Origin of the sequence: Escherichia sp. E4930 (assembly GCF_005845405.1) — a bacterium.
Lineage (GTDB): Bacteria > Pseudomonadota > Gammaproteobacteria > Enterobacterales > Enterobacteriaceae > Escherichia.
On the sequence record NZ_VCDZ01000007.1, the window covers coordinates 234,360 to 259,846 of the forward strand.

The following is a 25,487-nucleotide window of genomic DNA, read 5'->3' on the forward strand; positions in this document are numbered from 1 at the left end:
TAAACACCTTATCCGGCCTACAGAACAATACTACACCGTAATTAATTTCACCCGTGTCTTCTGCAATGCCAGTTTATCGACCTCTGACACGGCATCATCGGTAATAATAATATCGATTTTTTCGATTGGCAGTACCTGATTAAATCCACGACGGTTAAATTTTGTTGAGTCGAGAACTGCGATAACTTTATTCGCCGCTGTCACCATAGCACCGCTAACGGAATAACCTTCATTAAAGGTCGTAATACCATTAACCGCATCAATCCCATCAGCACCCACAAACATTAAATCGGCATTAATATCCTGCAGGGAACGTTCAGCAATAGAACCATGCATAGATCGCGTTTTATGGCGCACCGTACCACCACAAACCACCAAAGTGATGTCTTTATTTTCAGAAAGGGCAAATGCAGCAGGAAGGCTATTGGTGATCACCGTGATATTTTTAGCAGTCATTAACCCTTCAGCGATAAGCATTGTCGTACTTCCGCTATCGAGGATAACCGTCATGCCTTCGTGGATCATTTTTACTGCCGCTTGCGCAATTCTGTTTTTCGGTGCGCTGGCTAACTGGAATCGCTCTTTAAACCCGACTTCCTGCGCCTCGGTTTCACTATTACCGGACATTATTTTCGCCGCACCGCCATGAAAGCGCGTGACCACGCCTTTTTGTTCGAGAAAGCGCAAATCGGCTCGAATTGTCGCTTCCGATGCAGCAAATATTCCCGCCAGATCCTGAACAAGCACGGTTCCCTGTTCATTCACTAATTGGATGATCTTATTCCTTCGCTCGAATGAATTCATCGTCATTTACCCATATTCAATTGTGACTAGTGTAAACGAAGGGGGACCATTGGTGAATGATCTGTTTTGCACAATACCGGGCCAGCATCACGCTGGCCCGCGGTTTCAGGGAATGAGCAACACTTTACCCGGCATGGTATTGCGAGCAATGTCACGCACCGCCTGGGCGAAGCTTTCAAAGCTTCCACGGTGAGCGATTAATGGCTCCAGGCTTAACTTACGTTCTGTCAGCAACCGGCTCGCCGTTTCCCACTCCTGCCCAGGCCACGGGCTGGAGTAGTTCATCCAACTGCCGATAACCGTCAGCTCTTTACGCAATATTTTGCCAAACGTTGCCGATGTTAAATGCAGATCCTGATGCAACGTGCCCACCAGTGCCAGTTGGGCATGAGGACCGGCAATCTCTACCGCCAGTTCGACAGTTTGCGGTACGCCAGCCGTCTCGAGGATAAGCTGATTAAAGCGCAGTTCGCGTAAAACGCTCTGCATTTGCGGCGCGCTCATTTCGCTACTGTTAAATGTTTGCATCGCACCGAAAGATTTTGCCAGTGCCAGTTTTTCTGAGCTAATGTCGATAGCCGTCACACTCTTTGCTCCCAGCGCGACAGCGCACTGAATGGCCAGCAGGCCAATGGTTCCGGCACCAATAATAATAACGTTTTTATTCTCACAACCTTGCGCTAAATGGAAAGCATGCAGGCCAACGGTAATCGGTTCAATAAAAGCCCCATCCTCAATAGGCATATCCGCGGGTAGTGCAAAAACATTTTTTCGCTTAACGACAATATATTCGGCAAATCCACCATCACGTCGCGAACCAATAAAATCATATTTCGCACACTGGGAATAAAACCCTTTCAAACACTCCGGGCAATTAAAACAGGGTAATAACGGCGCACAGGCAACTGCATCGCCAGGTTGTAAATCATTAACATCGGCCCCCACCGCATCAATATAGCCACTAAATTCATGGCCTAACGTTATTGGATAATAATGTGCACCATTTTTAAAAATTCTGGGTAAATCGGAACCACATACCCCCGAGCTGGCAATTTTTACCCGCACCTCATCCTGATGATTAATTTCAGGAATAACTTTTTCTACAACGAGCACGACACCATCAGTATCATTCACCACTGATTTCATAAAAACTCCTGATTGTTAAGGGGGATAACCTCCCCCTCAGGTAAAAATTATTCTGCGATAGCGGCTTTCTCTTGTTTGGTAAAGCCGCGCGCTCTACGCCAGGTCATGAAAATACCGGTGAGATAAATGGCGCCGATAATAATGAAACCGGGAATATTTTGCGGGGAGAAAACCTGAATCAATAACCAGGTAATGGGAGAACCGCCCTGATCCATCGAAGCCACCATACCTCCGGCTTTTAATGCGCCCGCATTGGCAGCCAGTTGAGTGTGCAGACCAATAGTTTGCGTCGCAATCCACAGGGTGATGCTCATGATGATGACGCCCGAGATTAAGGTGCGGAACAGGTTTCCACGATGCACGGCGACTGCCATCGCCACAAAGAAGCCAATAGTTGCAAGATCGCCAAACGGCAGCACCTGATTACCCGGAACACAAACAGCAATTAAAATGGTGAGCGGGATAAAAATCAGGCTTGCCGATACTACCGCCGTATGCCCCAGCAGCAATGCCGGATCAAGGCCAATCAGGAACTCCTGACCGCCGAACTTCGCCTGCAAACGGCTGCGAGCCTGCTTCGCAATAGGTGTTAAGCCATCCATGATGGGTTTAATCACCCGTGGCATCAGCAGCATGACTGCCGCCGTTTTTACCGCCAGTTGCAATACACCTTTGACATCGTAACCCGCGAGGATGCCGATAATCAGCCCCATCACAAAACCCACGGTGACAGGTTCGCCAAAAGGACCAAATTTGCGCTGAATATCGTCGGCGCTAAATTTAATTCGGTTAACGCCAGGGATTTTCTCGATAATGGCATCCACCAGTACCGCGATGGGTCCCAGATACGCCGACGTACCGTGTGGAATAGCAATGCCTTCCAGCTCAAAGAAATCACGGGTATCGCGGGCAAACCAGTCGCCGAGCTTATAAACAAACGCCGCGTGAATTACCACACCCGCCATCCCAATCATCCATGAACCGGTGGCCAGATGCAGCAACGCGCCGGTGAAGGTCATATGCCAGATATTCCAGATATCAACATTCACCACCCGCGTCATACGGGTCAGTAGCATTGCCACGTTAACCAGAATCGCAATCGGAATCGCCACCAGCGCGATTTGCGACGCCCAGGTCATTGGTGAAGAGCCCGGCCAGCCGACATCGACCACATGCAAATTTAAGTCAAAATTTTCCGCCATCGCTTTCGCCGCTGGGCCAATGGAATCCAGCATTAAGCCAATCACCAGGCCGATGCCCACAAAGCCAATCCCGATATGCAGACCCGCTTTAAAGCAATCGCCTGCCTTCATGCCTAATATTTTAGAAAAAATAATGATGACAATCGGCAGCATCACCGTAGGGCCGAGGTCGAGAATATAACGCATGACTTCTGAAAACATAGGTCACCCCTGTAAGATAGTCAGAATTTTATTTTGTAATGCTTCGATACCGACACCAGAAATAAAAGGCATGCCGTGAACTAACGGAATATCGCCAAAACTACGATCCACTTTGGCAGTAGTACATATCAAATGCACACCATCCATATAGGTTTCTATTTCATTAACCCGACACTGGATTAATTCAACAGGAATATTATGATTCTGACACAACTCTTTAATTTCTTCCGCCGCCATCGTAGAGGTCGCAACCGCGCCTCCGCAAGCGACAATAATCTTGCGTTTCATAAATAGTCCTTTTTATTGTTACAGAGGGATTTATTCGTCTGAATCTAAAACATACTTTGTGAAGTATTCCTTTAACTGGGTTTCAGGAAGAGTAATTAGTGTCTCGACAATATCGGGCTGTTGTAGCTTGCCAAATAAACAGCGTAAAAGTTTCAATTGCTGCTGCGGATTTTCCACAATTAACGCAATAACCAACGATACTGCCACGTCGTTATCATCATCCGCTTGCTGAAAATGAACTTTATTTGTTGGCCTTAACAGATAAATGGCTGACGACTTAGCATGAATCGCCTCACAATGTGGTATTGCAATGGCGTGCTGCTCAAGCATTATCCCGGTGGGAAATTCCGCCTCTCTGGCAATTAATGCCTGCGGCCAGGAGTCATGAACTACACCTTGCGCGACCATTTCATTGCCGATATGGGTCAGTGCCTCACTGCGATCGGCAAAAGAAATCCCGCTACGAACAAAGAGCTTTGTCATATGCCGTCCTTATTCCGCACAGCCGTACCAATAGGCACGCAAAACATCATAAATTTTATCCATAATCAGCTGATGCGGTATTGCTGATAATTCCCCGGACTGAATGCGTTCAAATTGTTTGGGAAGATACTGACTAATCATGCCCAGTGGGATGTCCACGCCTTCCAGATTCGCCATCATCGTTTCGACGCTATTTTTAATCCGGTTATGCGGCCAGTAATAACGAATACGATCCGAAAGACTATAACGAATATCCAATAATGAATCGTTAAAACCCGTACGATAATATTTCTTCCAGTACTGCGGTTCGTCGAACATCACTTCTTCAATTACCGCCAGGCAACCGCTGCGATTTTCGGGGGCAATAAGTTCCTTTTCAATTTGCGCCAGTGAAAATATCGCCTCGCGTAAAGCAAAGGTTAATGCCGGGCCGACTTTCAATATGGCAAAGTGATCGCGCACTAATTCTCGATAAGCCGTCCGGGTCTGATAATCGGTAGAATGTGCTTCATAAACCATTTTGGTGTTGATTATCCATTCGGCCAGCGCCTGCGCTTCTTGCGGCTGATAATGGATAATATTGCTGTGATCAAATTCCACGCCTGGCTGCACCACAATGGCAATCACGCGTGTTAACGCCTCTGCCAGACCACGGGCAATAAAGGCCTTTTGATGCGTACGTAAAGTATTGGCGGCATCTTCAACCTGGGTGATGTGTACTGACTGAATGGCGCTGGCCTCACCGCCCGGAACCGGAACTTCGGTGCCAATGACATAGCTCAGTTGCTCACGCTGGCAATCTGTCGCCACACTTTCCGCAGCAAAGCAAAGCACAGCAGCTCGTTCCGCAACCGTTTCTGGCGCTAACGGTATGGGATCCCCCGCGCAGGACATTGACGCATCAAGGTGAATTTTACTGAATCCCGCACGAACATATGCTTTTACCAGCTCAATGGATTTTTCCATCGCCACATCTGACTTTTCCTGCAGCCAGCAGTTCGGCCCCAGATGGTCGCCGCCGAGAATAATACGCTCACGTGCAAATCCGACTTTATCGGCAATCGCAAAAACAAATTCGCGAAAGTCCGCCGGTGTCATTCCGGTATAACCGCCAAATTGATTGACCTGGTTTGACGTTGCTTCAATCAGCACTTTGCGCGTGCTGTTGCGATCAAATGCCAGCGCCGCTCGATAACCAACGGATGTGCAGAACAGACTGAACATATGCCGATATGTTCACCAGCTTTATGCCGGGCAATTAACGTTTTCATGTTTTTTCCTTGTTAAATGGCAGGTGCGTTATGCCCTGCCCTCGCAGCCACAATCGGCAATCACTTTGCTCACCACATCGCGCATTGCAGATTTAGCCGACTGCAAATAATCCCGGGGATCGGTCGCTTCGGGGTGCTCGGTCAGGTAATTTTTTAAAGCCTGCGAGAAGGCATTTTTCAGCTCCGTTGCAACGTTGATTTTGCATATCCCCAGTTTGATGGTTTGCTGAATATCCTTAGTCGATAATCCTGACGCGCCATGCAGCACCAGCGGTAAGTTCACCCACTGGCGAATGTTCTCCAGTCGAGAAAAATCAAGCGCCGGTGCGCTGGCATACATCCCATGAGCCGTGCCGATGGCGACCGCCAGGGAATCAATTCCGGTTGCCTCGGCAAATTCACGCGCCTGAACGGGGTTGGTGTACAACGCATCGGCTTCATTGACTTGCACATCATCTTCCTGGCCGCCAAGTTGCCCCAGCTCCGCTTCGACGCTGACATCAAAGCGATGGCAAAAATCCACCACTTCTTTAACCCGTGAAATATTTTGCGCATAAGGCAGATGCGAGGCGTCAATCATTACTGAGCGCACGCCGGAGCGGACTTTCTGAGCTATATCTTCAAAATTAGTGTGATGGTCGAGGTGAATCGCCAATGGATGGTGATATTGCTTCGACATCGCGCTGACCAGCGCCAACAGATTTTCTGTACCAGCATGAGTAAATGTACCGGGCGTTCCAGCGATAATGACCGGTGCCTGCAGGTTGGCAGCGGTTTCCACCACTACTTGCATCGTTTCGAGATTGTGAATATTGAATGCAGGAACCGCGTAACCGCCGCGCTGCGCGTTGTTTAGCATCTGCTTTGTCGATACCACGTACATTTTCATATCCTATCGTTTATTTTCGATTTCAAAACATAATGAAATTATTTGTTTTTAAATGTCGAGATAACGATCACAAAAACGACAATATGAAAACCAATACAGGAATGAAGGCAAAAAAACGGCCTCCCGGGGGGGAAGCCGTAACAAAGTGCGCGTTATTTTATGCCGGATGCGGCGTAAACGCCTTATCCGATCTACGGGGCAGTGCTGTTCGTATGAAGCGTATCAGGCGATAGTAATTTTGCTATCGAGATAAACGTCCTGCACGGCGTTAATCAGTTTCACGCCGTCAGCCATCGATTTCTTGAACGCTTTACGTCCGAGAATCAGCCCCATTCCGCCAGCGCGTTTGTTGATGACCGCAGTACGCACCGCATCACTAAGGTCAGTTTCACCGCCTGCTGCACCGCCGGAGTTAATCAGCCCTGCGCGCCCCATATAGCAGTTAGCTAACTGATAACGCACCAGATCAATCGGATTTTCGCTGGTCAGCTTGCCGTACACGCGATCGTCGGTGTAACCGTAATTAATCGCTTTATAGCCGCCGTTATTTTCCGCCATTTTTTGTTTGACGATATCTGCACCGATGGTCGCCGCCAGATGGTTCGCCTGGCCTGTCAGGTCGGCGGAAACATGGTAATCAACGCCATCTTTTTTAAAGGCGGAGTTACGCAAATAGGCCCACAGCACTGTCACCATGCCCAGCTCGTGCGCACGTTCAAAGGCCGCAGAAATTTCTTCAATCTGGCGACGTGACTCTTCCGAGCCAAAATAGATAGTCGCGCCAACCGCCACCGCGCCCATGTTGAACGCCTGCTCCACGCTGGCATACAGCGTTTGATCGTAGGTGTTCGGGTAACTTAGCGTCTCGTTGTGATTAAGTTTGACGAGGAATGGAATGCGGTGCGCGTAACGCCGCGATACCGATGCCAGCACGCCGTAAGTTGACGCCACACAGTTGCAGCCCGCTTCGATCGCCAGTTCTACAATGTTCTTCGGGTCAAAGTAGAGCGGGTTAGCGGCAAATGAAGCTCCGGCAGAGTGCTCAACGCCCTGGTCAACCGGCAGAATAGAAAGATATCCTGTGCCAGCCAGACGCCCGGTGTTGTAGAGCGTCTGCATATTACGTAACACCGCTGGCGGACGATTATTGTCAATCATCACGCGGTCTACGTAATCATGTCCGGGGAGATAAAGCTGGTCAGAAGGAATAGTCATACAACGGTGCTGTAAAAGGTTGTCGGCGTCTTTGCCAAGCAACTGCGCAATATCTGTCATTACTATGCTCCCGTAAATTCCGATTGGATATCGGCTATGGATTGTCCTGGCCCACCTTTTGCGGGCAATCATAATCCTGGTCGTTACGGGCTGGTTTTTCCATCTTTTGGATGTTTTTTCAGCGTTTTCTGTTGGCACGATTCATCAGAAAAAGTGTTACAGCGGTCAAGCTTTCACCGCAAAGGTATTTAAAAGGTATTGTAAAATGGTATTGTCAGCGCGTACCTTACATTACCTGTCATGAAGGAATTAAAAGATGAAAACAACAGCAAAGCTGTCGTTCATGATGTTTGTTGAATGGTTTATCTGGGGCGCGTGGTTTGTGCCATTGTGGCTGTGGCTAAGTAAAAGCGGTTTCAGTGCCGGAGAAATTGGCTGGTCCTATGCATGTACCGCCATTGCGGCGATCCTGTCACCTATTCTGGTTGGCTCCATCACTGACCGCTTTTTCTCGGCGCAGAAAGTACTGGCGGTATTGATGTTCGCCGGTGCGGTGCTGATGTATTTCGCCGCGCAACAGACCACCTTTGCCGGGTTCTTCCCGTTACTGCTGGCCTACTCACTGACCTATATGCCGACCATTGCGCTGACTAACAGCATCGCGTTTGCTAACGTCCCGGATGTGGAGCGTGATTTTCCGCGCATTCGCGTACTGGGGACTATAGGCTGGATTGCCTCTGGCCTGGTCTGCGGATTCTTGCCGCAAATGCTGGGTTATGCCGATATCTCACCGACCAATATTCCGCTGTTAATTACCGCAGGAAGCTCCGCATTGCTCGGTGCGTTTGCCTTATTCCTGCCAGACACGCCGCCAAAAAGCACCGGCAAAATGGACATTAAAGTCATGCTCGGCCTGGATGCGCTTATTCTGCTGCGCGATAAAAATTTCCTCGTCTTTTTCTTCTGTTCATTCCTGTTTGCGATGCCACTGGCGTTCTATTACATCTTTGCCAACGGTTATCTGACTGAAGTCGGCATGAAAAACGCCACCGGCTGGATGACGCTCGGCCAGTTCTCTGAAATCTTCTTTATGCTGGCATTGCCGTTTTTCACCAAACGCTTTGGTATCAAAAAGGTATTATTGCTTGGTCTGGTCACCGCTGCGATCCGTTATGGCTTCTTTATTTACGGTAGTGCGGATGAATATTTTACCTACGCGTTACTGTTCCTCGGCATTTTGCTGCACGGCGTAAGTTACGATTTTTACTACGTTACCGCTTACATCTATGTCGATAAAAAAGCCCCCGTGCATATGCGTACCGCCGCGCAGGGGCTGATCACGCTCTGCTGCCAGGGCTTCGGCAGTTTGCTCGGTTATCGTCTTGGCGGAGTGATGATGGAGAAGATGTTTGCTTATCAGGAACCGGTAAACGGGCTGACCTTCAACTGGGCCGGGATGTGGACTTTTGGCGCGGTGATGATTGCCATTATCGCCGTGCTGTTCATGATTTTTTTCCGCGAATCCGACAACGAAATTACGGCTATCAAGGTCGATGATCGCGATATTGCGTTGACACAAGGGGAAGTAAAATGAAAACAGAACGTATTCTCGGTGCTCTTTATGGGCAGGCGTTAGGGGATGCGATGGGGATGCCCTCCGAGCTTTGGCCACGCAGCCGCGTTAAAGCACACTTTGGCTGGATTGACCGTTTTCTGCCTGGACCAAAGGAGAATAACGCGGCCTGTTATTTTAACCGCGCCGAATTCACCGACGATACCTCGATGGCGCTGTGTCTGGCGGATGCGTTGCTGGAACGTGAAGGCAAGATCGATCCGGATCTGATTGGGCGTAATATTCTCGACTGGGCGCTGCGTTTCGACGCCTTTAACAAAAACGTGCTAGGCCCAACCTCGAAGATTGCGCTTAACGCCATTCGCGACGGTAAACCCGTGGCTGAACTGGAAAACAACGGCGTGACTAACGGTGCGGCGATGCGCGTCTCACCATTGGGGTGTTTACTTCCGGCGCGTGATGTTGATTCCTTTATTGATGATGTGGCGCTAGCGTCCAGCCCGACTCATAAATCGGATCTGGCGATTGCGGGGGCGGTGGTTATTGCATGGGCGATTTCTCGTGCCATTGACGGCGAAAGCTGGTCAGCGATTGTTGATTCACTGCCTTCAATTGCGCGACATGCACAGCAAAAACGCATCACCACCTTCAGCGCCTCACTGGCGGCGCGGCTGGAGATTGCCCTGAAAATTGTGCGCAATGCAGACGGCACCGAATCCGCCAGCGAACAGCTTTACCAGGTCGTTGGCGCAGGCACCAGCACCATTGAGTCCGTGCCGTGCGCCATTGCGCTGGTTGAGCTGGCACAAACCGATCCGAACCGTTGCGCCGTCCTGTGCGCCAATCTTGGCGGCGACACAGACACCATCGGTGCTATGGCGACGGCGATTTGTGGCGCGTTGCATGGTGTAAATGCTATCGATCCTGCGTTAAAGGCGGAACTGGATGCGGTAAATCAGCTTGATTTCAACCGCTATGCCACAGCGCTGGCGAAGTATCGCCAACAACGGGAGGCGGTATGAGCGGCGCTCGATTACACACGCTGCTGCCTGAATTAACCACGCGTCAGCCGGTGATGGTCGTCGGCGCGGCGGTCATTGATGTGATCGCCGACGCTTACGCTCTGCCCTGGCGTGGGTGCGATATCGAACTGAAACAGCAGAGCGTTAACGTTGGCGGCTGCGCACTGAATATTGCCGTGGCGTTAAAGCGCCTCGGCATCGAAGCGGGTAATGCCCTGCCGCTCGGTCAGGGCGTGTGGGCGGAGATTATTCGCAACCGGATGGCGAAAGAGGGGTTAATCAGCCTGATCGATAACGCCGAAGGCGATAACGGATGGTGTCTGGCGCTGGTTGAGCCGGATGGTGAACGCACGTTTATGTCGTTCAGTGGTGTGGAAAATCAGTGGAATCGCCAATGGCTGGCGCGATTAACCGTTGCGCCTGGCAGCCTGCTCTATTTTTCCGGTTATCAACTGGCCTCGCCCTGCGGCGAATTGTTAGTGGAATGGCTGGAAGGGCTGAAAAACGTGACGCCGTTTATCGATTTTGGCCCACGTATTGGCGATATCCCGGATGCATTACTTGCGCGGATCATGGCCTGTCGACCTGTCGTGTCACTCAATCGTCAAGAGGCTGAGATTGCCGCCGAACGTTTTGCTTTATCCGCAGAGATAACAACGCTTGGCAAGCAATGGCAGGAGAAATTTGCCGCGTCGTTGATCGCTCGTCTCGATAAAGAAGGTGCCTGGTATTTCAGCGACAACACGTCAGGCTGCGCTCCCGCATTTCCAACGCAAGTTGTAGACACCATTGGTGCGGGCGACAGTCATGCAGGTGGCGTACTTGCCGGGCTGGCCTCTGGTCTGCCACTGGCGGATGCCGTATTACTGGGCAATGCAGTGGCATCGTGGGTTGTCGGGCATCGCGGCGGTGATTGTGCGCCAACGCGCGAGGAACTACTCCTCGCACACAAAAACGTATAGATCGCTGCGACAGTGGCTGATGCTGTACTCAATAGGCCGTTGCTGTTGGTCAAGCGCCACTTGCTTGATCACCAGCACCGGTATTTTGCTATCTAACTGAATATGTGACTGAAACTCAGCATCCGGCATTCGGGCGCTAACGCGGGAACGCGTACGTTGTGGGTAAATGTGCTGGCTGCGGAAATAGTCATAAAGAGAAATTCCGATGGCATCAACATCATGAATTAAATGCGCCGGAACCCACGATTCCTCAATGGATACCGCGTCTTCATCGACATAGCGAATACGCTTAAGCAAAAAGACATCACTGCTCGCTTCGACCGCCAGTTGCTGCGCCACCTCTTCAGGGCATTTAACCACTCGCTTGTTAACCCACAGCGTATCGGGCTTTTTCCCGCGCAACACCACCTGTTGAGAAAATCCTCGCGCTTCTTTCAACGAGTATTCAAAGATGTTGTTGATCTGCGTGCCGTAGCCACGCGAACGTGTCACCACGCCCTCTTCTTCCAGCGCCTGCATCGCCTTGCGCACCGTAATACGCGAAACGCCGGTTAACTGACTTAAATCACGCTCGCCGGGTAAAATATTGCCATGTTCCAGCACCCCGCTGCGCACGGCATTTTTTACCGTTTCGGCAAACTTAATATAAAGCGGCGTGTTGTCCGCCGCTAAAATACGCTCATTCAGTTGAGCGATAAGCTGGGTATGCGCTTGTTCCATTTGTCTTTTTCCTGCCGGGGAGTCTGGTAGGAGTATATCACTGCTGGTTATTTAAGGCGTTTCTTTAATGCCATCAACGAAAGCCTGCAACTCCTCCGCCTTGCCATTAAACACATTAAAATCCACCGGACCATTAATGCCATCTACCTGTCCACGGTCGGAATGCTGCCAGAAGCGCCAGGCCATGCCGTCATTGTCCGGACGACGTTGATAATAGTGCGCCACCCACCACGGATACTCATTGAAATACCCCGCCAGATTCGTGTGATAAAACACGGCTCCGGAGTAAATAATCGGCTTTTTCCCCGTGCTTTTTTCGACCATTTTTAGCCACTGACTTACCCGCTTGCGTAATTCTTTTGCCGATAATTTTCCTCGCTCTTCTACGTCCAGCACGGCAGGGAAATCGCCGTGGGCAAAATCCACTGTTTGCAGAAATAATCTGGCCTGAACTGAAGCGGATACCGACGGAGAAAAATAGTGATACGCCCCACGCAGCAGGCCATTTTCACGGCTTCTTTGCCAGTTGCGCGAAAAATACGGGTCAACCAGCTTTTCGCCTTCCGTAGCCTTAATAAAAGCAAACTGTAAGCGGATACCGTTGTCGCGCATTTTTGCTACACGCTGCCAGTCGATCCGCTCCTGCCAGCGTGAAACATCAATACCATGAATGGTGTAATTGGCAGGGATACGAATAGCAAAAGATTTGACCGGGCGATAACCATAAAAGTGGATATAGTCTTTAATCTGAATTGCTGTCGAATAGAAAAAATTCACCGTCTGACGGGGATGAATCGCAACGATGGAAATTAGCCCCAGAGCGCATATCAAAGCGGTGAATTTTTTTCGACTGCCGATTCTTAGCTGCATTGGTTTCATCCCTGAATTTCAGCGCGAAAAAGCTGAAAAATGCCAAAGCAGCTATACTACGGTGCTCACCACCAGGCGTGAAAGTGGTGAACCGGACCAATCCCGTGGCCAACTTCCAGCGTGTCTGCCTGCGTTAACGCCGCAGAAAGCCAGCTTTTTGCCTCCTGTACGGTGTCAGCCCAGTTTGTATGGCGCGGGCGTAGTGCAGCCAGCGCCGCAGAGAGCGTACAACCAGTGCCGTGGGTGTTTTTGGTCATAATGCGCGGTACAGTAAATCGTTGTTCTCCCTCACGAGTAAACAGCCAGTCCGGGCTTTGCTCATCATCCAGATGACCGCCTTTCATCAGCACTGCGCCACAGCCCATCGCCAATAATTCACGTCCCTGTTCCAGCATTTCCTGTTCGTTACGCGCGTGTGGCGCGTCGAGCAAGGCGGCAGCTTCGGGCAAGTTTGGCGTTATTAATGAAACCTGTGGCAATAATCGACCGCGCAGCGTGGCAACCGCCGAAGGTGAAAGCAGCGGATCGCCACTTTTTGCCAGCATAACGGTGTCGAGTACCACGTTTTGGATCTGATAACGTTGCAGCCGTTCTGCCACCGCTTCAACGATATCGGTTTCCGCCAACATACCGATTTTAGTGGTGTCGATTCGCACATCGCTGAACACCGAATCGAGCTGGGCGGCGACAAAATCAGGCTCAATGCGATACACCGACTGCACGCCACGGGTATTTTGCGCCACCAGTGCAGTGATTACCGAGCAACCATACGCACCTAGCGCCGAGAAGGTTTTAAGATCGGCCTGAATCCCCGCACCACCACTCGGATCAGTACCGGCAATCGTCAGAGCGTTAATCCGTTTCATGCCTGCACCTCCTGCGTCAGCTGCCAGAGCGCGTCAAGGAAATGTGGAACAAAACTGCCTGGCCCCTCGCTTCTGGCGACTGCGCGTTCTCCGGCTTGTTTCATCCAGTGACAGGCAGATGCGATATTTTCCAGCGTATCGCCTGGTAGCGCACAACAGGCAGCGATAACCGCCGATAGTGCACAGCCAGTTCCTACCACTTTGGTCATTAACGGATCGCCACCGTGAATGCCAATGATACGATGTCCATCGGTAACATAATCTACCTCGCCAGTGACCACGACGACTGCGCCAGTTTCCCGTGCCAGAGTTTGAGCGGCGGGCAACGCGTTAGCTACGTCGTCAGTGGTATCCACACCACGTCCACCATTAGCAATGCCAGCTAATGCCATGATTTCCGAAGCATTACCGCGTATGGCGTTTGGTTTAAGAGACAGGAGTTCCAGACAAAAACGGCGGCGATAATCGAGTGCACCAACCGCAACCGGATCAAGCGTCCAGGGCGTTTGTGATCGTGTTGCCTGCTCAACGGCAGCCCGCATCGCCTGCGCACGTGGCTGCGTCAGTGTGCCAACGTTAATCAACAAGGCACTGGCGATGGCCGCAAACTGACTGGCCTCTTCGGCTTCGATAACCATCGCTGGCGATGCACCGAGCGCCAGTAAGGTATTGGCAGTAAAGGTTTGCACCACATCATTGGTCATGCAGTGCACAAGGGGAGAGTGTTGGTGAAAGAGGTGTAACGCGTGCGCAGATTGCGCGGAACTCAGCAGGTCGACTTGCATAGTTTGCTCCTGCCATAACGTGAAGAAGCAATGACCTGATGGTCTGTGACTTCCCTACGCTGGCATTATCCAGATCAGGTGATACGGGTATTTCTCAGCCTTCACGCAGAAGGGCACCCCGAGTCGTTTGGTTGAATCTCTATATTTTGTGCCAGATTAGGGGAAGTGGCTTGCAGATGCAAGCTCACCTCCATTCATTACTTCTTCACTGTGTACCCCATATCAGTAATGAAAAAGAAGCAATTCACACCCATCATTCAGATGGTAAAAACTATAGACTATCTTAATTAGCTAATTTATATTATTTATCTAAATTTGATAGGTGAGATAAAAAATGACAGAAACCCAGATCTACGAGAACATTAAGCAAGCCATTAGCAGCGCACCACGAAATAGCCAAACAATGGAAATGCACCTCCAGATGATCAAATACGCTGACCATCTGAAAAACGTCACGGCAAAAGAGTTTTGCGAAGGTGTAGGACTTAAAGCCAGCTTTGGTACAGAGTTCAGCAAAATGAGAAATCTTACCGAGCGACTCAAAGCCGCCGGACTTGATACCACAAAGTTATAACAAACGAAGTCATCAATATATTACTTTCGTTTTCTAGGTTTCCCTGTATATGTACCTATGATCATAAAAACCAGTTACCACCACGTAGCTGATACCATAATATTTTCATTTTTACTTTAAATAAAGAGATAAGTTTAGAGAGTGGAATAATTAAGGTCTATTTGCTCTAGCCTTTTGAGATTGAAAGTTGAGAAAGATAATTCTTTCATCTCAATAACAACGAAGTTTGATAGCTGTTTAAGCCACAATTGAAGACCAGCATCAGAGCAACCTGCTCGATGTGTTACATCACTATATTTTATTGGTGTTGATTTCCTCTTATAGAGATAAACAAGGACTTCATAGATTCGTTTTCCGGTGTCATGGGATACGCTCTATACCACCATTCTTTACTAAATATTGGATCATAATCGTACTTTAATTAAAATCGATCTAAAAATTCATCATAGATGGCTGGATTTTTCATAGATAAATATGCCTCGATACCATTTGATATTTTTATTTGTTAATCACAGGCTAACGGCCTTGAATATTCTATAAATGATGCTTCCTCTATTCTAATTCTACCCGCGTAATATGTATACAACCCTACCTATACTCGAAGTACGTTCAACACATAAGACAACGAAAAATAGTTGTGTGCTGTAAAACTTAAATATTTTAATAATTAATTTCAAGAGAATGCAGTGCCCCCTATATTATGCAATATGAAAAGTTGGGAAAAAATCCATAAGACACATTAAAATATTACAATAATCAAACCTATATAAAGGTGAGTAGAAGGTATTCGAATGAGTCATTTCTAATATTTTTAGTCTTGCGGGCAAAGGCTATCTATTACCTAACATACAATGGAAAGCGGAAAAGTATGTAGATAGTGCAACTTGTTCCCTGAACTGCTGTTTATCCAACCTATTGCTATGAAAGTACGTAATAATTTCAAACCTAAACAATACCATTACTAAACAAATGAAAACTTGTTCGTTTTACTAATTAATAGTTTTATAATGACTACCCCAAAATAGGTAACTCAAATCCAAGCAAAGGGAAAATATGAAGAGTAAAATTTTTGCTGCACTTCTGCTACTACCTCTATCTACTTATGCAAGCTCCTATAAATGTGATGCTCTTCAGCAGGGTCAAATTGGCAGCAATGGGAAAACTGTTACGGCACGATCCTCCATCGACATTGACGGCAAACAGATGCATTTTAGCTTGAACGGAGTGAGTTGGGATCTCTCATATATTGGTGAAAAACAGATTGCAAAGATGTATAGCACCGAAAGCGGTAACGTCTCTGTATCTTTCATTGATGCCAATCCCATCATCTTCGTGCTACATCTCGTAAACGATGATGGTAGAAAAGGCACTTACAACATCAGTGAATGTTCTGAATTATAAGAGGCTAAAATGAAAAAACTACTCGTTACCGTCATCTTTATGGCAATGATGCCAAATGCATTCGCACTAAGTCACGGAGACAGCGCAACACTTAAAGAAGGTACATTTAACTGTAAAAAGTTAACCGACTTTTACGAGATGATCAGTTACATCCAAGACAAGGACCAACAGGCTATGCTGAGTCTCATTACATCCAATAAATGTCGCGTGTTAGATGAATCAATGACGGTAGAAATCCAGAGCGTCGATGACAAAGGTTTTGTTTCATTCATAACTCCTGGTGGTCATGGTGGCTGGGCTGTGAAGCAATTTTTCGAAAATTAATCAAACTATAACCTCTAATGGCGTGTGTCCTCACGCCATTTACCCTAATTCAGCTTAACGTCACTTGTCCCTCTATTTATTGCCTCAACTATGGCCATATTAGGCACTTTCATTTGATATAAGAATCCAGCACCTTCAGAACGACATCCAGATCTTCTTCACGTTTTAGCTCATCCCCCTGGTGAACGATGTGTTCCGTCAGATGACCTTTAATCACTTCCCGCATCAGACCGTTTACCGCGCCACGGATAGCGGCAATCTGCTGTAAAACTGCAGCGCATTCATGCGGCTCATCGAGCATTTTCTTGAGCGCAACAACCTGGCCCTGAATCTTACTGGCACGCGCTTTCAGTTTCTGTTTATCACGGATGGTATGAGACATGGCAACACCTGGTTAACAAGATCATGGAAAATCATAGCACTATTAATCTACTGGGGGGTAGTATCATGTACTGGGGGGGAGTAGAATCAGGCCGCCGACTTAATACTAAGAATTATTATCATGACCGAATTTACAACTCTTCTTCAGCAAGGAAACGCCTGGTTTTTCATCCCCAGCGCCATCTTACTTGGTGCACTACATGGTCTGGAGCCAGGACACTCAAAAACGATGATGGCGGCGTTTATCATCGCCATTAAAGGCACCATTAAACAGGCGGTGATGCTTGGACTGGCGGCAACCATTTCGCATACGGCAGTAGTCTGGTTGATTGCTTTTGGTGGGATGGTGATCAGCAAACGCTTTACTGCACAGTCAGCGGAGCCGTGGCTCCAGTTGATTTCCGCAGTGATCATTATTGGCACCGCGTTCTGGATGTTCTGGCGCACCTGGCGAGGTGAACAAAACTGGCTGGAGAATATGCACGAGCATGATCATGAGCATCATCACCACGATCACGAAGATCACCACGACTATGAACATCATCACCATCACGAACATGGCGAGTATCAGGATGCCCATGCACGAGCCCATGCCAATGACATTAAACGACGCTTTGATGGTAGAGAGGTCACCAACTGGCAAATTTTGCTGTTTGGCTTAACCGGCGGGCTTATCCCCTGCCCTGCGGCAATAACAGTATTGTTGATTTGTATTCAGTTGAAAGCCCTCACATTGGGTGCAACTCTGGTCGTCAGTTTCAGCATCGGCCTGGCGTTAACGCTGGTCACCGTAGGCGTTGGCGCAGCAATCAGTGTTCAGCAGGTTGCAAAACGCTGGAGTGGATTTAACACTCTCGCTAAACGCGCCCCCTATTTTTCCAGTCTGTTGATTGGTTTAGTCGGGTTGTATATGGGAGTGCATGGCTTGATGGGTATTATGAGATAAAACAATCACCTGGGCTTCGTTATCCCTTTAGCCCAGGATGATTCTTAAATCAGCTTATTCCGCTCACTTCTCGCTCAATGAGGATGCTTTTGCTGCATCCTTTCATTTACACTTTTTACGAAATCATGGGATCACTAACAAAATATCTCTTGTCGGTTATATTGTATGGCAGGAAAGATATGCGACTGATTTTACTGATCCCCAAAGTGGAGAGTATATGACCATAAAAAATAAGATGTTGCTGGGTGCGCTTTTGCTGGTAACCAGCGCAGCATGGGCCGCACCAGCCACCGCGGGTTCGACCAATGCCTCGGGAATTTCGAAGTATGAGTTAAGCAGTTTCATTGCTGACTTCAAGCATTTCAAACCAGGTGACACCGTACCAGAAATGTACCGTACCGATGAGTACAACATTAAGCAGTGGCAGTTGCGTAACCTGCCCGCACCTGACGCCGGAACCCACTGGACCTATATGGGCGGTGCATATGTGCTGATCAATGATACCGACGGAAAAATCATTAAAGCCTACGACGGTGAGATTTTTTACCATCGCTAAAAAAAGCCCCCTCGGAGAGAGGGGGAAATGCAGACACCTTATTATTTTTTATTATTAGCCACTTGCTCGTCTTACTTGTTATTAGTCGTATTTCACGTTGATTAATGCGGTTGCCTGTAGTGCGCCAGATTTTACTTTATTTTTATCATAAACATAGTAACTGGCCAGGACAGGTATATTAATAATATTACTATTTAAAGAAGCCCCGGGTTTATCTGTTTTCCATAATGATGTCGCCGCGCCCTGATCGCCGCTAGCAGAAATTTTGATGGCTGCTTCAGTCCCTTTGGGTGGTTCTTTTAGATCCAACACAAATCCTACACCATTATCTATGTTGCCGCGCAAAATTGTATTGCTTCCTGTAACTAAGTCACTACTGGAAAGATATACGACCATATTCCGCGATGCTTGTTTTGTGTCGCCAAAAAGATTATCACATTTCAACGTAATTATTCCTTCCTTACTGTTCGCCGTAATCTTTCCCTGACTTCTGAGTTGGGACAAGGCAATATCATCTACTTTTATTATTGTGTTTTCAGGCTTACAGGTCGTATTTTTAGGATAATAGGAAATACTTAATCCAAGCGTAAATGTATCCCCCGCCAGTTTACTGGTGAGATAACTTACACACCAGTTAATCTTCAATGTCTTACAAATGCTCAACCAAAAGTCAATGGATGAAGATGACTCACCGCCAATATTTGCAATCACAGTATCTGAAAGAAACCAGGTAGGTTTTCTTTCTCCAGTAAAATCAGGTGTGCCTTTAGATATTTTAACCACATAGGGTAATACTGCCTGCGCATTGCTGGATTTCCCAATCGTGTCACTGGTTTTACCTAAAGACTCTATTTTAACCTTTAACTTTTCGCCATTACCAAAAGGCCCGACTTCAACCCAATCACTTTGGATATTTTTATAGACTATTTTATCCGTGCTCGTATCACAAGATATCCCAGTAAACACAACACTTTTACTAAAGGAAACCTCATTCACTAAAATCTCCCCCACATTAATACTATCAGTAATATTTAATGATGCAGTGGTACGACATCCAGCCCAGGTAAAATTAGCCCATAAAATAAAAATTAGTAACATTCCATTTCTGAAAATCATATTCCACCTCTCACCGACAGATATAATTTTTACTTTCATCAATCTCTTTATCGAAGGTGATTGTGCATGAAAGCCCTTGTTGCTTATCAATTGCCACATTAACCGCTGGCGGTACTTCATTGGTGCGAATAAATAACTGGCTTCCCTGGCCGACAACGCCAATATTATGACCATGGATATCATTGACTTCATAACCAAACGTTAATGGTTGCCCATCCGCTCTTGACGCTTTTATAAACCAGGGCTTGCGCTGATCGGTATCAAAATCAACCAGTACAACCGCGCCGCGATAAGGTGCGGCAATTTTCCGGTTACCGCGCAATTCTGCTTCGCTATCGCTTTGCGACACATCCAGCATCAGGTGATTTTCCCGATAAGGTGTCATTCCGTCGTATACCACCACTCCATTACGGTTTGTTGTGCGATATTTTTGCCCATTGACATAAGCATCTTTAATTCCTGGCGCCTTCATCACAGCAAACGTTTCGGAAAGACGGTTCGCCAGATTAACGCCACCCGACCAGGCGACAATGCCCCCTGAAACACTGGCTCCAGCCTGTCGATAAGTACTCGACTGACTATAGCTGCCATTCACTGTTGCCACCGGCGCGTTCCAGGTTAAATTCGCTCCAGCTGTCGTTTCATTTCCCTGGTGTTGATGGCTCAAGTTGATCCCATAGTTAAACTGATCGCGATTACCAACGGTTCCCGATAATCCGGTATTATTTGAGGAAAAACCCTGATCATCAAACGTCGTTGAGTTAGACATATATATTTGCCGACGAGGCGTCGTAACGTCATCACCCCAATCAAAGGGAATTGATATAAAAATATTAAAACGTTTCTCTTCATGATGATTCTCGTCATACGCCTGACTTGCCGCGAGGGTATAGCTTATCCGTTGCCAGTTATTGGAATAACTCAGTTGATAATCTTTACTACTGCCACTGCGCCCCCAGTAATCACGCCATAAAGTACTTAATGACACAGATCCCCAGCCTTCTGGCATTGACTGACTCATATTGGCGGAAAAGCTATTTTTGCGACCAAAATCATTCTGGTAATAATCGGCAATGTCATAGACATCGTTTTTATCACGACGATAATTATCTTTATTATTTGCCCACACATAATCGTTAAACGTGCGGTAATCACGCGACGAATAACGCCAGGCCGCCAGACCAAAACGTGTCGATGTTTGGCTCAAAAATTTGTTATAAGCAATTTGATAACTGTGTCCGTCAAATACATCACCATTGTCTTGCTTACTGTGCGATTTAGTTGCATCGACTGAAATTGCGCCAATGCACGTGTTCCAGCCTGTTCCCAGGGTAAACGCGTAGTAATTATTAGCAACCATCGTGCCGCCATACAGCGTCAATAAGTTATTAAAACCATACTGATAACCTGCCTGGACAAAATCACTTTGCTTGCTCGCACCTTCAATATGACTACGGCCCGCTGCAAAATCATATTTTGATACGCCAGGTTGCAACATATTAGGTACTGCCGCATAAGGCACCAGATATGTAGTAACTGAACCATCGGCTTCCTTAACACTCACATCAAGATCCGCACCTCCGCCCGCTAACTGCAAATCACTAATCGAAAACGGACCTGGTGGAACCTCTTTCTGATAAACGACAAAACCGTTCTGTTCAATAGTTACCAACGCGTTACTCTGGGCAATCCCCTGTACCCGCGGGGTAAAATTTTGCTTCGAGTTTGGCAACATCTGCATATCACGAAATAACCGAACTCCGCTGAAGCGAACGGAATCAAATATATCGGCTGATGTGTACATATCACCAATACGCAGCGTACCGAGAATTTGAGAAAATCCACGCTCCAGATACAGTGTGTTGCTTTTCCACTCCCCTGGATTATTATCCGTTTTGCTAAAACTGGCATCAGAATGCAGCTGCCATCCCAGCAAATTTAGCCCACTGTTAAAACGCACATAGGTACTCTTACTATTACCCGAGGCTTTATAGTCACTGTAATACTGACTTACGTAATAAGACGTATAAAACGCATTAACTCCCCGTTCCCAGTTTTCTGGCGGAACGTAACCATTTTCCAGTTCTTCGACCCAGGCTTGCGGGACAGCAAGATCCAAACGAAAAATTCCAATATCCCAGGCGTAACTTCCACCCTGTACAAGTTGCTCAAATGTTAAACATTGTTTGTCGCGTGCAAAATTATCGCTATTTATACCTAACCGCTTGACAATTTCACGCGTCAGGCAAGTTTCATCTGGGTTATCTTTGACGATAATTTCATATTTTCCACGCCATTGCTTATTGACATAAATATCAATGTCGTACTGGCCGGGTAAAGGCTGATTATCATCAAGACGCAAATTTGTTACTTGCTCACCTTTCATTCCGCCCATCATAAAATGGGTGTCAAAGGTTTCTTCTGTTGCATGTGCTTCAATGCCGAGCAATAACGCAACTATTGCTGATGCAAGCGGGGTCATTCTCAACATAGGAAGCTCCTGCAATTAAATTTTGTCACTAATATAGTTGCCGTGATCATCGATAATGGTCAGTTGCCAGCCATCCGTATTATTATTTTTTACACTGACATTCTGACTTTCTAGTGGTGCAATCATGATAGTTTCATAATTCACTTTGACGTTATTAGCCTTAACGTCAGAAATCGTTACCCAATTTGGCGAGTCATTTTTTATGACTACGTCATTACCGCTACGACTCACCCGCAATTTTTTAAAGGTCGTTTTATTTACTGGGGCAACACCTGCAGGTCGGTAAAACAACTTGATTCTGTTTTGCATGGCAAATTTTAACGCATTCTTTCCTTCATCTTCTGGGCTATTCGGTGGAATATCCAGAACGTTTAGATAGAAAATACTCTCCTTATTAACAGGTAATTTATTAGGCATGATTTTAATTTTTATTTGTTGCCCAGAATTGGCCGCTACTTTCACTACTGGTGGCGTTAACATGAAAGGAACCTGAATCTTTTCTGGCGGCAGAGACGTGTCACCATCATCAATCCATACCTGCACCAGCGAAGAGCGGTTTCCCTGATTCATCAGTTGTACCATGACTTCTTTCTGCTCTGCCGGGTAAATGATACGTGTCCCGAAAATAACCATTCCGGCATGCACAGGAAATATCATAGAAGAGATGAGTAAAGATAATAATCCTTTCATCTTAATGCCTCTTATATTTATGCTGACCGCCATGAATATGGCGGCCATTTTAAGTTGCTGAAAAAATAAGGTGATTATTTTAAATGTTTAATCCTGGGCAACACGCATAACCAATGAAGAGTTAACAGTACCAGATGCAACACCACTGTCAGTCAACTTCAGATATTTTGCCTTAAACGGTATGGCATATTGTCCGTCAGCAGTTTTATAACTTTCAATATTAAACGGTGCGGAAATATCCAGTACGTCACTGCTATCCCCTAAATAGAGATAGTATCCAACTGTGTCATTACTACTGGATATTGCCTTATCATTACCAAGAATTTTCTCGTTGGTGATCAATGAAAGTTTTACGCCATCAATAGTCTTCGGACAATTAATTTTCAGCATACTGCTGGTTACACCAACCGCATCATCATAAGTTGAATATTTCGCTTTACCATCAAATACAGTGGTTGGTACAGTCGGCATATTAATACTGACTGAATCACCACCAGCAACAAATGTACATGGAGATTCAGCAATATTTCCTTTAATGGTTAAAGTTCCGGTGTCGACGTCTTCAGCAAATACACCAGCACTCATAAATACAGAGGACAAGACAGCGGCAGCAATAATTGAACGTTTCATAATGTGTTCCTTAATAGGTTTATTTTGTTTTGTTAAGAGTCTGTATCTCTTGGAAACAAATTTCTCACACCAAAAAGGTTGCTTCAATGTAAACATATTGTTTTATTGATTTAAAACAAATTAACTAATACAATATAATCACAACAATAATTCCATATAACAAACATATTTGAAACTGATTGATTACCGCAAATTACCGTAAATAACATTTATTAAATAAATAAAAAAGCCAAAATCATTCACGAGAATGATTTTGGCTTTCTAAATATGCTTAAAACGGTGTTGCCAAATTAATCGTAACGATTTAACACGATTTTGCGTTTGTCATTATTACCCACAGCAACCACTTCTGTCGTAACGCCTTTTGCAGTAGAAGAAGCGCGATAGTTGGTTTCAACTCGTTGTAGCAACCGCCCACAACGTTGCTGAAGATGATTATTAACAACATCCATACTGCATGTAGGGGAACTAATCCTGCCATTGATGGTTAATGTTGCAGTATCAGAAGAGAACGCGGGTGATGCTAGTCCATAAGCAAGAAAAAAAACTCCTGACAACCAATACTTATTCATTGAACGTTATCCCTGTAGTAAAGGTTATGCCGGGTAGATTGAGTGCATAACAAACTATAGCTGTACATCCGCTACACAGCCACGAGGGATGATAAAGAGACAGTGTTTGCACAATCAATCGCCTTTGTACAGTTTCGGACTAAGATCCACTGAATATTCGCAGCATTAAAAAAGGGGTTATTAAGGCTGCAAAAAAATTCACCGCATCAATTTAACATTGATGCGGTGAATGAAGAATAACCAGAAAGGTTAATACGCGTTATACGGCGCGAAAGGCAATCTCGCCAGGGATGACTTCGCCCTGCCAGTAGAGTTGGGCTGCAACACGGTCTGCCAGCTGGCGGTAGATAGCGGTAAATTCGCTCTCCGGACGGCTGATAACCGTTGGCGTGCCTTTATCGAGATCTTCGCGTAAGGAGATGTGTAAAGGCATCTGCCCCAGCAGTTGCGTGTGGTATTTCTCTGCCAGTTTCTCTGCGCCGCCAGTGCCGAAAATCGGCTCATGGTGACCACAGTTACTGCAAATATGCACACTCATGTTCTCGACAATACCGAGCACAGGAACTTCGACCTTTTCAAACATCACGATGCCTTTTTTGGCATCAATCAGCGCGATATCCTGCGGCGTTGTTACCACTACTGCACCGGTTACTGGAATGTTCTGCGCCAGCGTCAGCTGAATGTCACCAGTTCCTGGCGGCATGTCGAGCACCAGATAGTCGAGATCCGGCCACAAGGTTTCTTGCAACATCTGCATTAACGCCTTGCTCGCCATCGGGCCACGCCACACCATCGCATTGTCGTCAGTGACCAGATAACCAATTGAATTGGTTGCCAGGCCATGAGACATAATCGGTGCCATATGGGTACCGTCCGGCGAAGTTGGACGCTGATTTTCTGCCCCCAGCATGGTTGGGATTGATGGGCCGTAGATATCGGCATCCAGAATACCCACTTTCGCCCCTTCTGCCGCCAGTGCCAGCGCCAGGTTTACCGCCGTGGAGGATTTACCCACGCCGCCCTTACCGGAACTGACTGCAATAATGTTCTTCACGCCATTAATACCCGGCTGATTCTTCACGCGTTTCAGAGTGGCGATGTTATGCGACAATTTCCAGTCGATAGCTTTCGCCCCAGTGATACGCAGCAATTCGGCGCTACATTGCTCTTTTAACTCTTCAAACGCACTATGCCAGACAAACGGCATAACCAGTTCCACATGCAACGTGTCGTCCATCCAGGCAACATGGTGCAACGCTTTTAGCGTAGTGAGGTTATGCTTGAGGGTTGGGTGCTGAAAATTGGCCAGTGTCCCGGCGACCATTGCGCGCAGGGCTTCTGGTGATTTGGCCTGGGATTGTTCGTTCATCCCGACTCCTTATTTATAAAGATAACTTATCGCTATTAGTTTACCTGAAGTTAACAGCTAAGTACTTACCTAATAATGCATCATAAGATGCTTGCACAGGACTTACGTAACCATGCCCCATTTGGTACTATCTAAGCCCT

Annotated in this window: 26 protein-coding genes, 1 pseudogene and 1 riboswitch; of the genes and pseudogenes, 8 read left to right on the plus strand and 19 right to left on the minus strand. The window is 47.0% G+C overall.

Going from position 1 to position 25,487, the window contains the following annotated elements; all coding sequences use genetic code 11:
* Positions 1-30: 30 nt before the first annotated feature.
* The 8 genes and pseudogenes from FFT88_RS11415 to fbaB form a co-directional block, all read right to left on the minus strand.
* Positions 31-804, minus strand: a complete 774-nt coding sequence (locus tag FFT88_RS11415) for a DeoR/GlpR family DNA-binding transcription regulator (protein ID WP_205712905.1) — start codon at positions 802-804, stop codon at positions 31-33.
* A 105-nt stretch (positions 805-909) separates the two neighbouring features.
* The gene (gene gatD / locus FFT88_RS11420) at positions 910-1,950 is read right to left on the minus strand and encodes a galactitol-1-phosphate 5-dehydrogenase (RefSeq protein ID WP_135404948.1); all 1,041 of its coding nucleotides are present in this window, start codon (positions 1,948-1,950) and stop codon (positions 910-912) included.
* A 47-nt stretch (positions 1,951-1,997) separates the two neighbouring features.
* Complete coding sequence (locus FFT88_RS11425) at positions 1,998-3,353, minus strand: PTS galactitol transporter subunit IIC (protein ID WP_130219344.1); 1,356 nt, start codon at positions 3,351-3,353, stop codon at positions 1,998-2,000.
* A 3-nt stretch (positions 3,354-3,356) separates the two neighbouring features.
* Positions 3,357-3,641 (minus strand): PTS galactitol transporter subunit IIB, encoded by a 285-nt coding sequence (gene gatB, locus FFT88_RS11430; protein WP_000823272.1) that lies wholly within the window; start codon positions 3,639-3,641, stop codon positions 3,357-3,359.
* A 30-nt stretch (positions 3,642-3,671) separates the two neighbouring features.
* The gene (gatA, locus tag FFT88_RS11435) at positions 3,672-4,124 is read right to left on the minus strand and encodes a PTS galactitol transporter subunit IIA (RefSeq protein ID WP_130221844.1); all 453 of its coding nucleotides are present in this window, start codon (positions 4,122-4,124) and stop codon (positions 3,672-3,674) included.
* A gap of 9 nt (positions 4,125-4,133) precedes the next feature.
* A pseudogene (gatZ, locus tag FFT88_RS11440) lies at positions 4,134-5,395 on the minus strand (tagatose-bisphosphate aldolase subunit GatZ).
* 28 nt (positions 5,396-5,423) lie between these two features.
* Positions 5,424-6,278 (minus strand): tagatose-bisphosphate aldolase subunit GatY, encoded by an 855-nt coding sequence (gene gatY / locus FFT88_RS11445; RefSeq protein WP_135405203.1) that lies wholly within the window; start codon positions 6,276-6,278, stop codon positions 5,424-5,426.
* Positions 6,279-6,506: 228 nt separating this feature from the next.
* Complete coding sequence (fbaB, locus tag FFT88_RS11450) at positions 6,507-7,559, minus strand: class I fructose-bisphosphate aldolase (RefSeq protein ID WP_135404945.1); 1,053 nt, start codon at positions 7,557-7,559, stop codon at positions 6,507-6,509.
* A 256-nt stretch (positions 7,560-7,815) separates the two neighbouring features.
* Between fbaB and FFT88_RS11460 the strand changes: the two genes are divergently transcribed.
* The 3 genes from FFT88_RS11460 to FFT88_RS11470 are packed head-to-tail and all read left to right on the plus strand — an operon-like array spanning position 7,816 to position 11,056.
* On the plus strand, positions 7,816-9,093 hold the full coding sequence (locus tag FFT88_RS11460; RefSeq protein WP_135404940.1) for a nucleoside permease: 1,278 nt from the start codon (positions 7,816-7,818) through the stop codon (positions 9,091-9,093).
* The gene (locus FFT88_RS11465) at positions 9,090-10,094 is read left to right on the plus strand and encodes an ADP-ribosylglycohydrolase family protein (RefSeq protein ID WP_089637400.1); all 1,005 of its coding nucleotides are present in this window, start codon (positions 9,090-9,092) and stop codon (positions 10,092-10,094) included. Before FFT88_RS11460 ends, FFT88_RS11465 begins: the two co-directional genes overlap by 4 nt.
* Entirely contained in the window at positions 10,091-11,056 is a 966-nt protein-coding gene (locus FFT88_RS11470; RefSeq protein ID WP_135404938.1) for a carbohydrate kinase family protein, read from the plus strand. Before FFT88_RS11465 ends, FFT88_RS11470 begins: the two co-directional genes overlap by 4 nt.
* Here the strand turns inward: FFT88_RS11470 and FFT88_RS11475 are convergent.
* The 4 genes from FFT88_RS11475 to thiM form a co-directional block, all read right to left on the minus strand.
* Positions 11,030-11,776, minus strand: coding sequence for a GntR family transcriptional regulator (locus FFT88_RS11475; RefSeq protein WP_135404935.1), 747 nt, complete (start codon positions 11,774-11,776; stop codon positions 11,030-11,032). The genes FFT88_RS11470 and FFT88_RS11475 overlap by 27 nt on opposite strands.
* Before the next feature lie 51 nt (positions 11,777-11,827).
* Positions 11,828-12,646, minus strand: a complete 819-nt coding sequence (locus FFT88_RS11480) for a glycoside hydrolase family 25 protein (RefSeq protein WP_135404932.1) — start codon at positions 12,644-12,646, stop codon at positions 11,828-11,830.
* Positions 12,647-12,711: 65 nt separating this feature from the next.
* Positions 12,712-13,512: a bifunctional hydroxymethylpyrimidine kinase/phosphomethylpyrimidine kinase gene (gene thiD, locus FFT88_RS11485; RefSeq protein ID WP_135404930.1), complete on the minus strand. Its 801-nt coding sequence runs from the start codon at positions 13,510-13,512 to the stop codon at positions 12,712-12,714.
* Positions 13,509-14,297, minus strand: a complete 789-nt coding sequence (thiM, locus tag FFT88_RS11490; RefSeq protein ID WP_135404927.1) for a hydroxyethylthiazole kinase — start codon at positions 14,295-14,297, stop codon at positions 13,509-13,511. Before thiM ends, thiD begins: the two co-directional genes overlap by 4 nt.
* 34 nt (positions 14,298-14,331) lie before the next feature.
* Positions 14,332-14,428: riboswitch (TPP riboswitch) on the minus strand.
* 203 nt (positions 14,429-14,631) lie between these two features.
* On the opposite strand from thiM, the gene FFT88_RS11495 reads away from it, so the two are divergent.
* The 3 genes from FFT88_RS11495 to FFT88_RS11510 all read left to right on the plus strand — a co-directional run bounded on the left by FFT88_RS11495 (position 14,632) and on the right by FFT88_RS11510 (position 16,596).
* Entirely contained in the window at positions 14,632-14,871 is a 240-nt protein-coding gene (locus tag FFT88_RS11495) for a hypothetical protein (RefSeq protein ID WP_032303346.1), read from the plus strand.
* A gap of 1,053 nt (positions 14,872-15,924) precedes the next feature.
* Positions 15,925-16,272 (plus strand): hypothetical protein, encoded by a 348-nt coding sequence (locus tag FFT88_RS11505; RefSeq protein WP_135404924.1) that lies wholly within the window; start codon positions 15,925-15,927, stop codon positions 16,270-16,272.
* Positions 16,273-16,281: 9 nt separating this feature from the next.
* Positions 16,282-16,596 (plus strand): hypothetical protein, encoded by a 315-nt coding sequence (locus tag FFT88_RS11510; RefSeq protein WP_135404922.1) that lies wholly within the window; start codon positions 16,282-16,284, stop codon positions 16,594-16,596.
* Between the two features lie 109 nt (positions 16,597-16,705).
* Here the strand turns inward: FFT88_RS11510 and rcnR are convergent, their stop codons facing one another.
* The gene (gene rcnR / locus FFT88_RS11515; RefSeq protein WP_000019944.1) at positions 16,706-16,978 is read right to left on the minus strand and encodes a Ni(II)/Co(II)-binding transcriptional repressor RcnR; all 273 of its coding nucleotides are present in this window, start codon (positions 16,976-16,978) and stop codon (positions 16,706-16,708) included.
* A gap of 120 nt (positions 16,979-17,098) precedes the next feature.
* On the opposite strand from rcnR, the gene rcnA reads away from it, so the two are divergent.
* Together rcnA and rcnB are read left to right on the plus strand one after the other, a co-directional pair.
* Entirely contained in the window at positions 17,099-17,923 is an 825-nt protein-coding gene (gene rcnA, locus FFT88_RS11520) for a nickel/cobalt efflux protein RcnA (RefSeq protein ID WP_135404919.1), read from the plus strand.
* 217 nt (positions 17,924-18,140) lie between these two features.
* The gene (gene rcnB / locus FFT88_RS11525) at positions 18,141-18,479 is read left to right on the plus strand and encodes a Ni(II)/Co(II) efflux transporter accessory subunit RcnB (RefSeq protein ID WP_000153060.1); all 339 of its coding nucleotides are present in this window, start codon (positions 18,141-18,143) and stop codon (positions 18,477-18,479) included.
* Positions 18,480-18,560: 81 nt separating this feature from the next.
* Here rcnB and FFT88_RS11530 read toward each other — a convergent pair whose 3' ends face one another.
* The 6 genes from FFT88_RS11530 to apbC all read right to left on the minus strand — a co-directional run bounded on the left by FFT88_RS11530 (position 18,561) and on the right by apbC (position 25,347).
* Positions 18,561-19,595: a fimbrial protein gene (locus FFT88_RS11530; RefSeq protein WP_135405200.1), complete on the minus strand. Its 1,035-nt coding sequence runs from the start codon at positions 19,593-19,595 to the stop codon at positions 18,561-18,563.
* A 10-nt stretch (positions 19,596-19,605) separates the two neighbouring features.
* Positions 19,606-22,086, minus strand: a complete 2,481-nt coding sequence (locus FFT88_RS11535) for a fimbrial biogenesis outer membrane usher protein (RefSeq protein WP_135404917.1) — start codon at positions 22,084-22,086, stop codon at positions 19,606-19,608.
* 15 nt (positions 22,087-22,101) lie between these two features.
* The gene (locus tag FFT88_RS11540) at positions 22,102-22,776 is read right to left on the minus strand and encodes a fimbria/pilus periplasmic chaperone (protein ID WP_135404915.1); all 675 of its coding nucleotides are present in this window, start codon (positions 22,774-22,776) and stop codon (positions 22,102-22,104) included.
* A gap of 87 nt (positions 22,777-22,863) precedes the next feature.
* Entirely contained in the window at positions 22,864-23,406 is a 543-nt protein-coding gene (locus FFT88_RS11545) for a fimbrial protein (RefSeq protein ID WP_135404912.1), read from the minus strand.
* Positions 23,407-23,696: 290 nt separating this feature from the next.
* Positions 23,697-23,978, minus strand: a complete 282-nt coding sequence (locus FFT88_RS11550) for a DUF2574 family protein (protein ID WP_130217184.1) — start codon at positions 23,976-23,978, stop codon at positions 23,697-23,699.
* Positions 23,979-24,237: 259 nt separating this feature from the next.
* Positions 24,238-25,347 carry an iron-sulfur cluster carrier protein ApbC gene (apbC, locus tag FFT88_RS11555; RefSeq protein WP_130207002.1) on the minus strand — a complete coding sequence of 370 codons (1,110 nt, stop codon included), beginning with the start codon at positions 25,345-25,347 and terminating at the stop codon, positions 24,238-24,240.
* Positions 25,348-25,487: the final 140 nt, after the last annotated feature.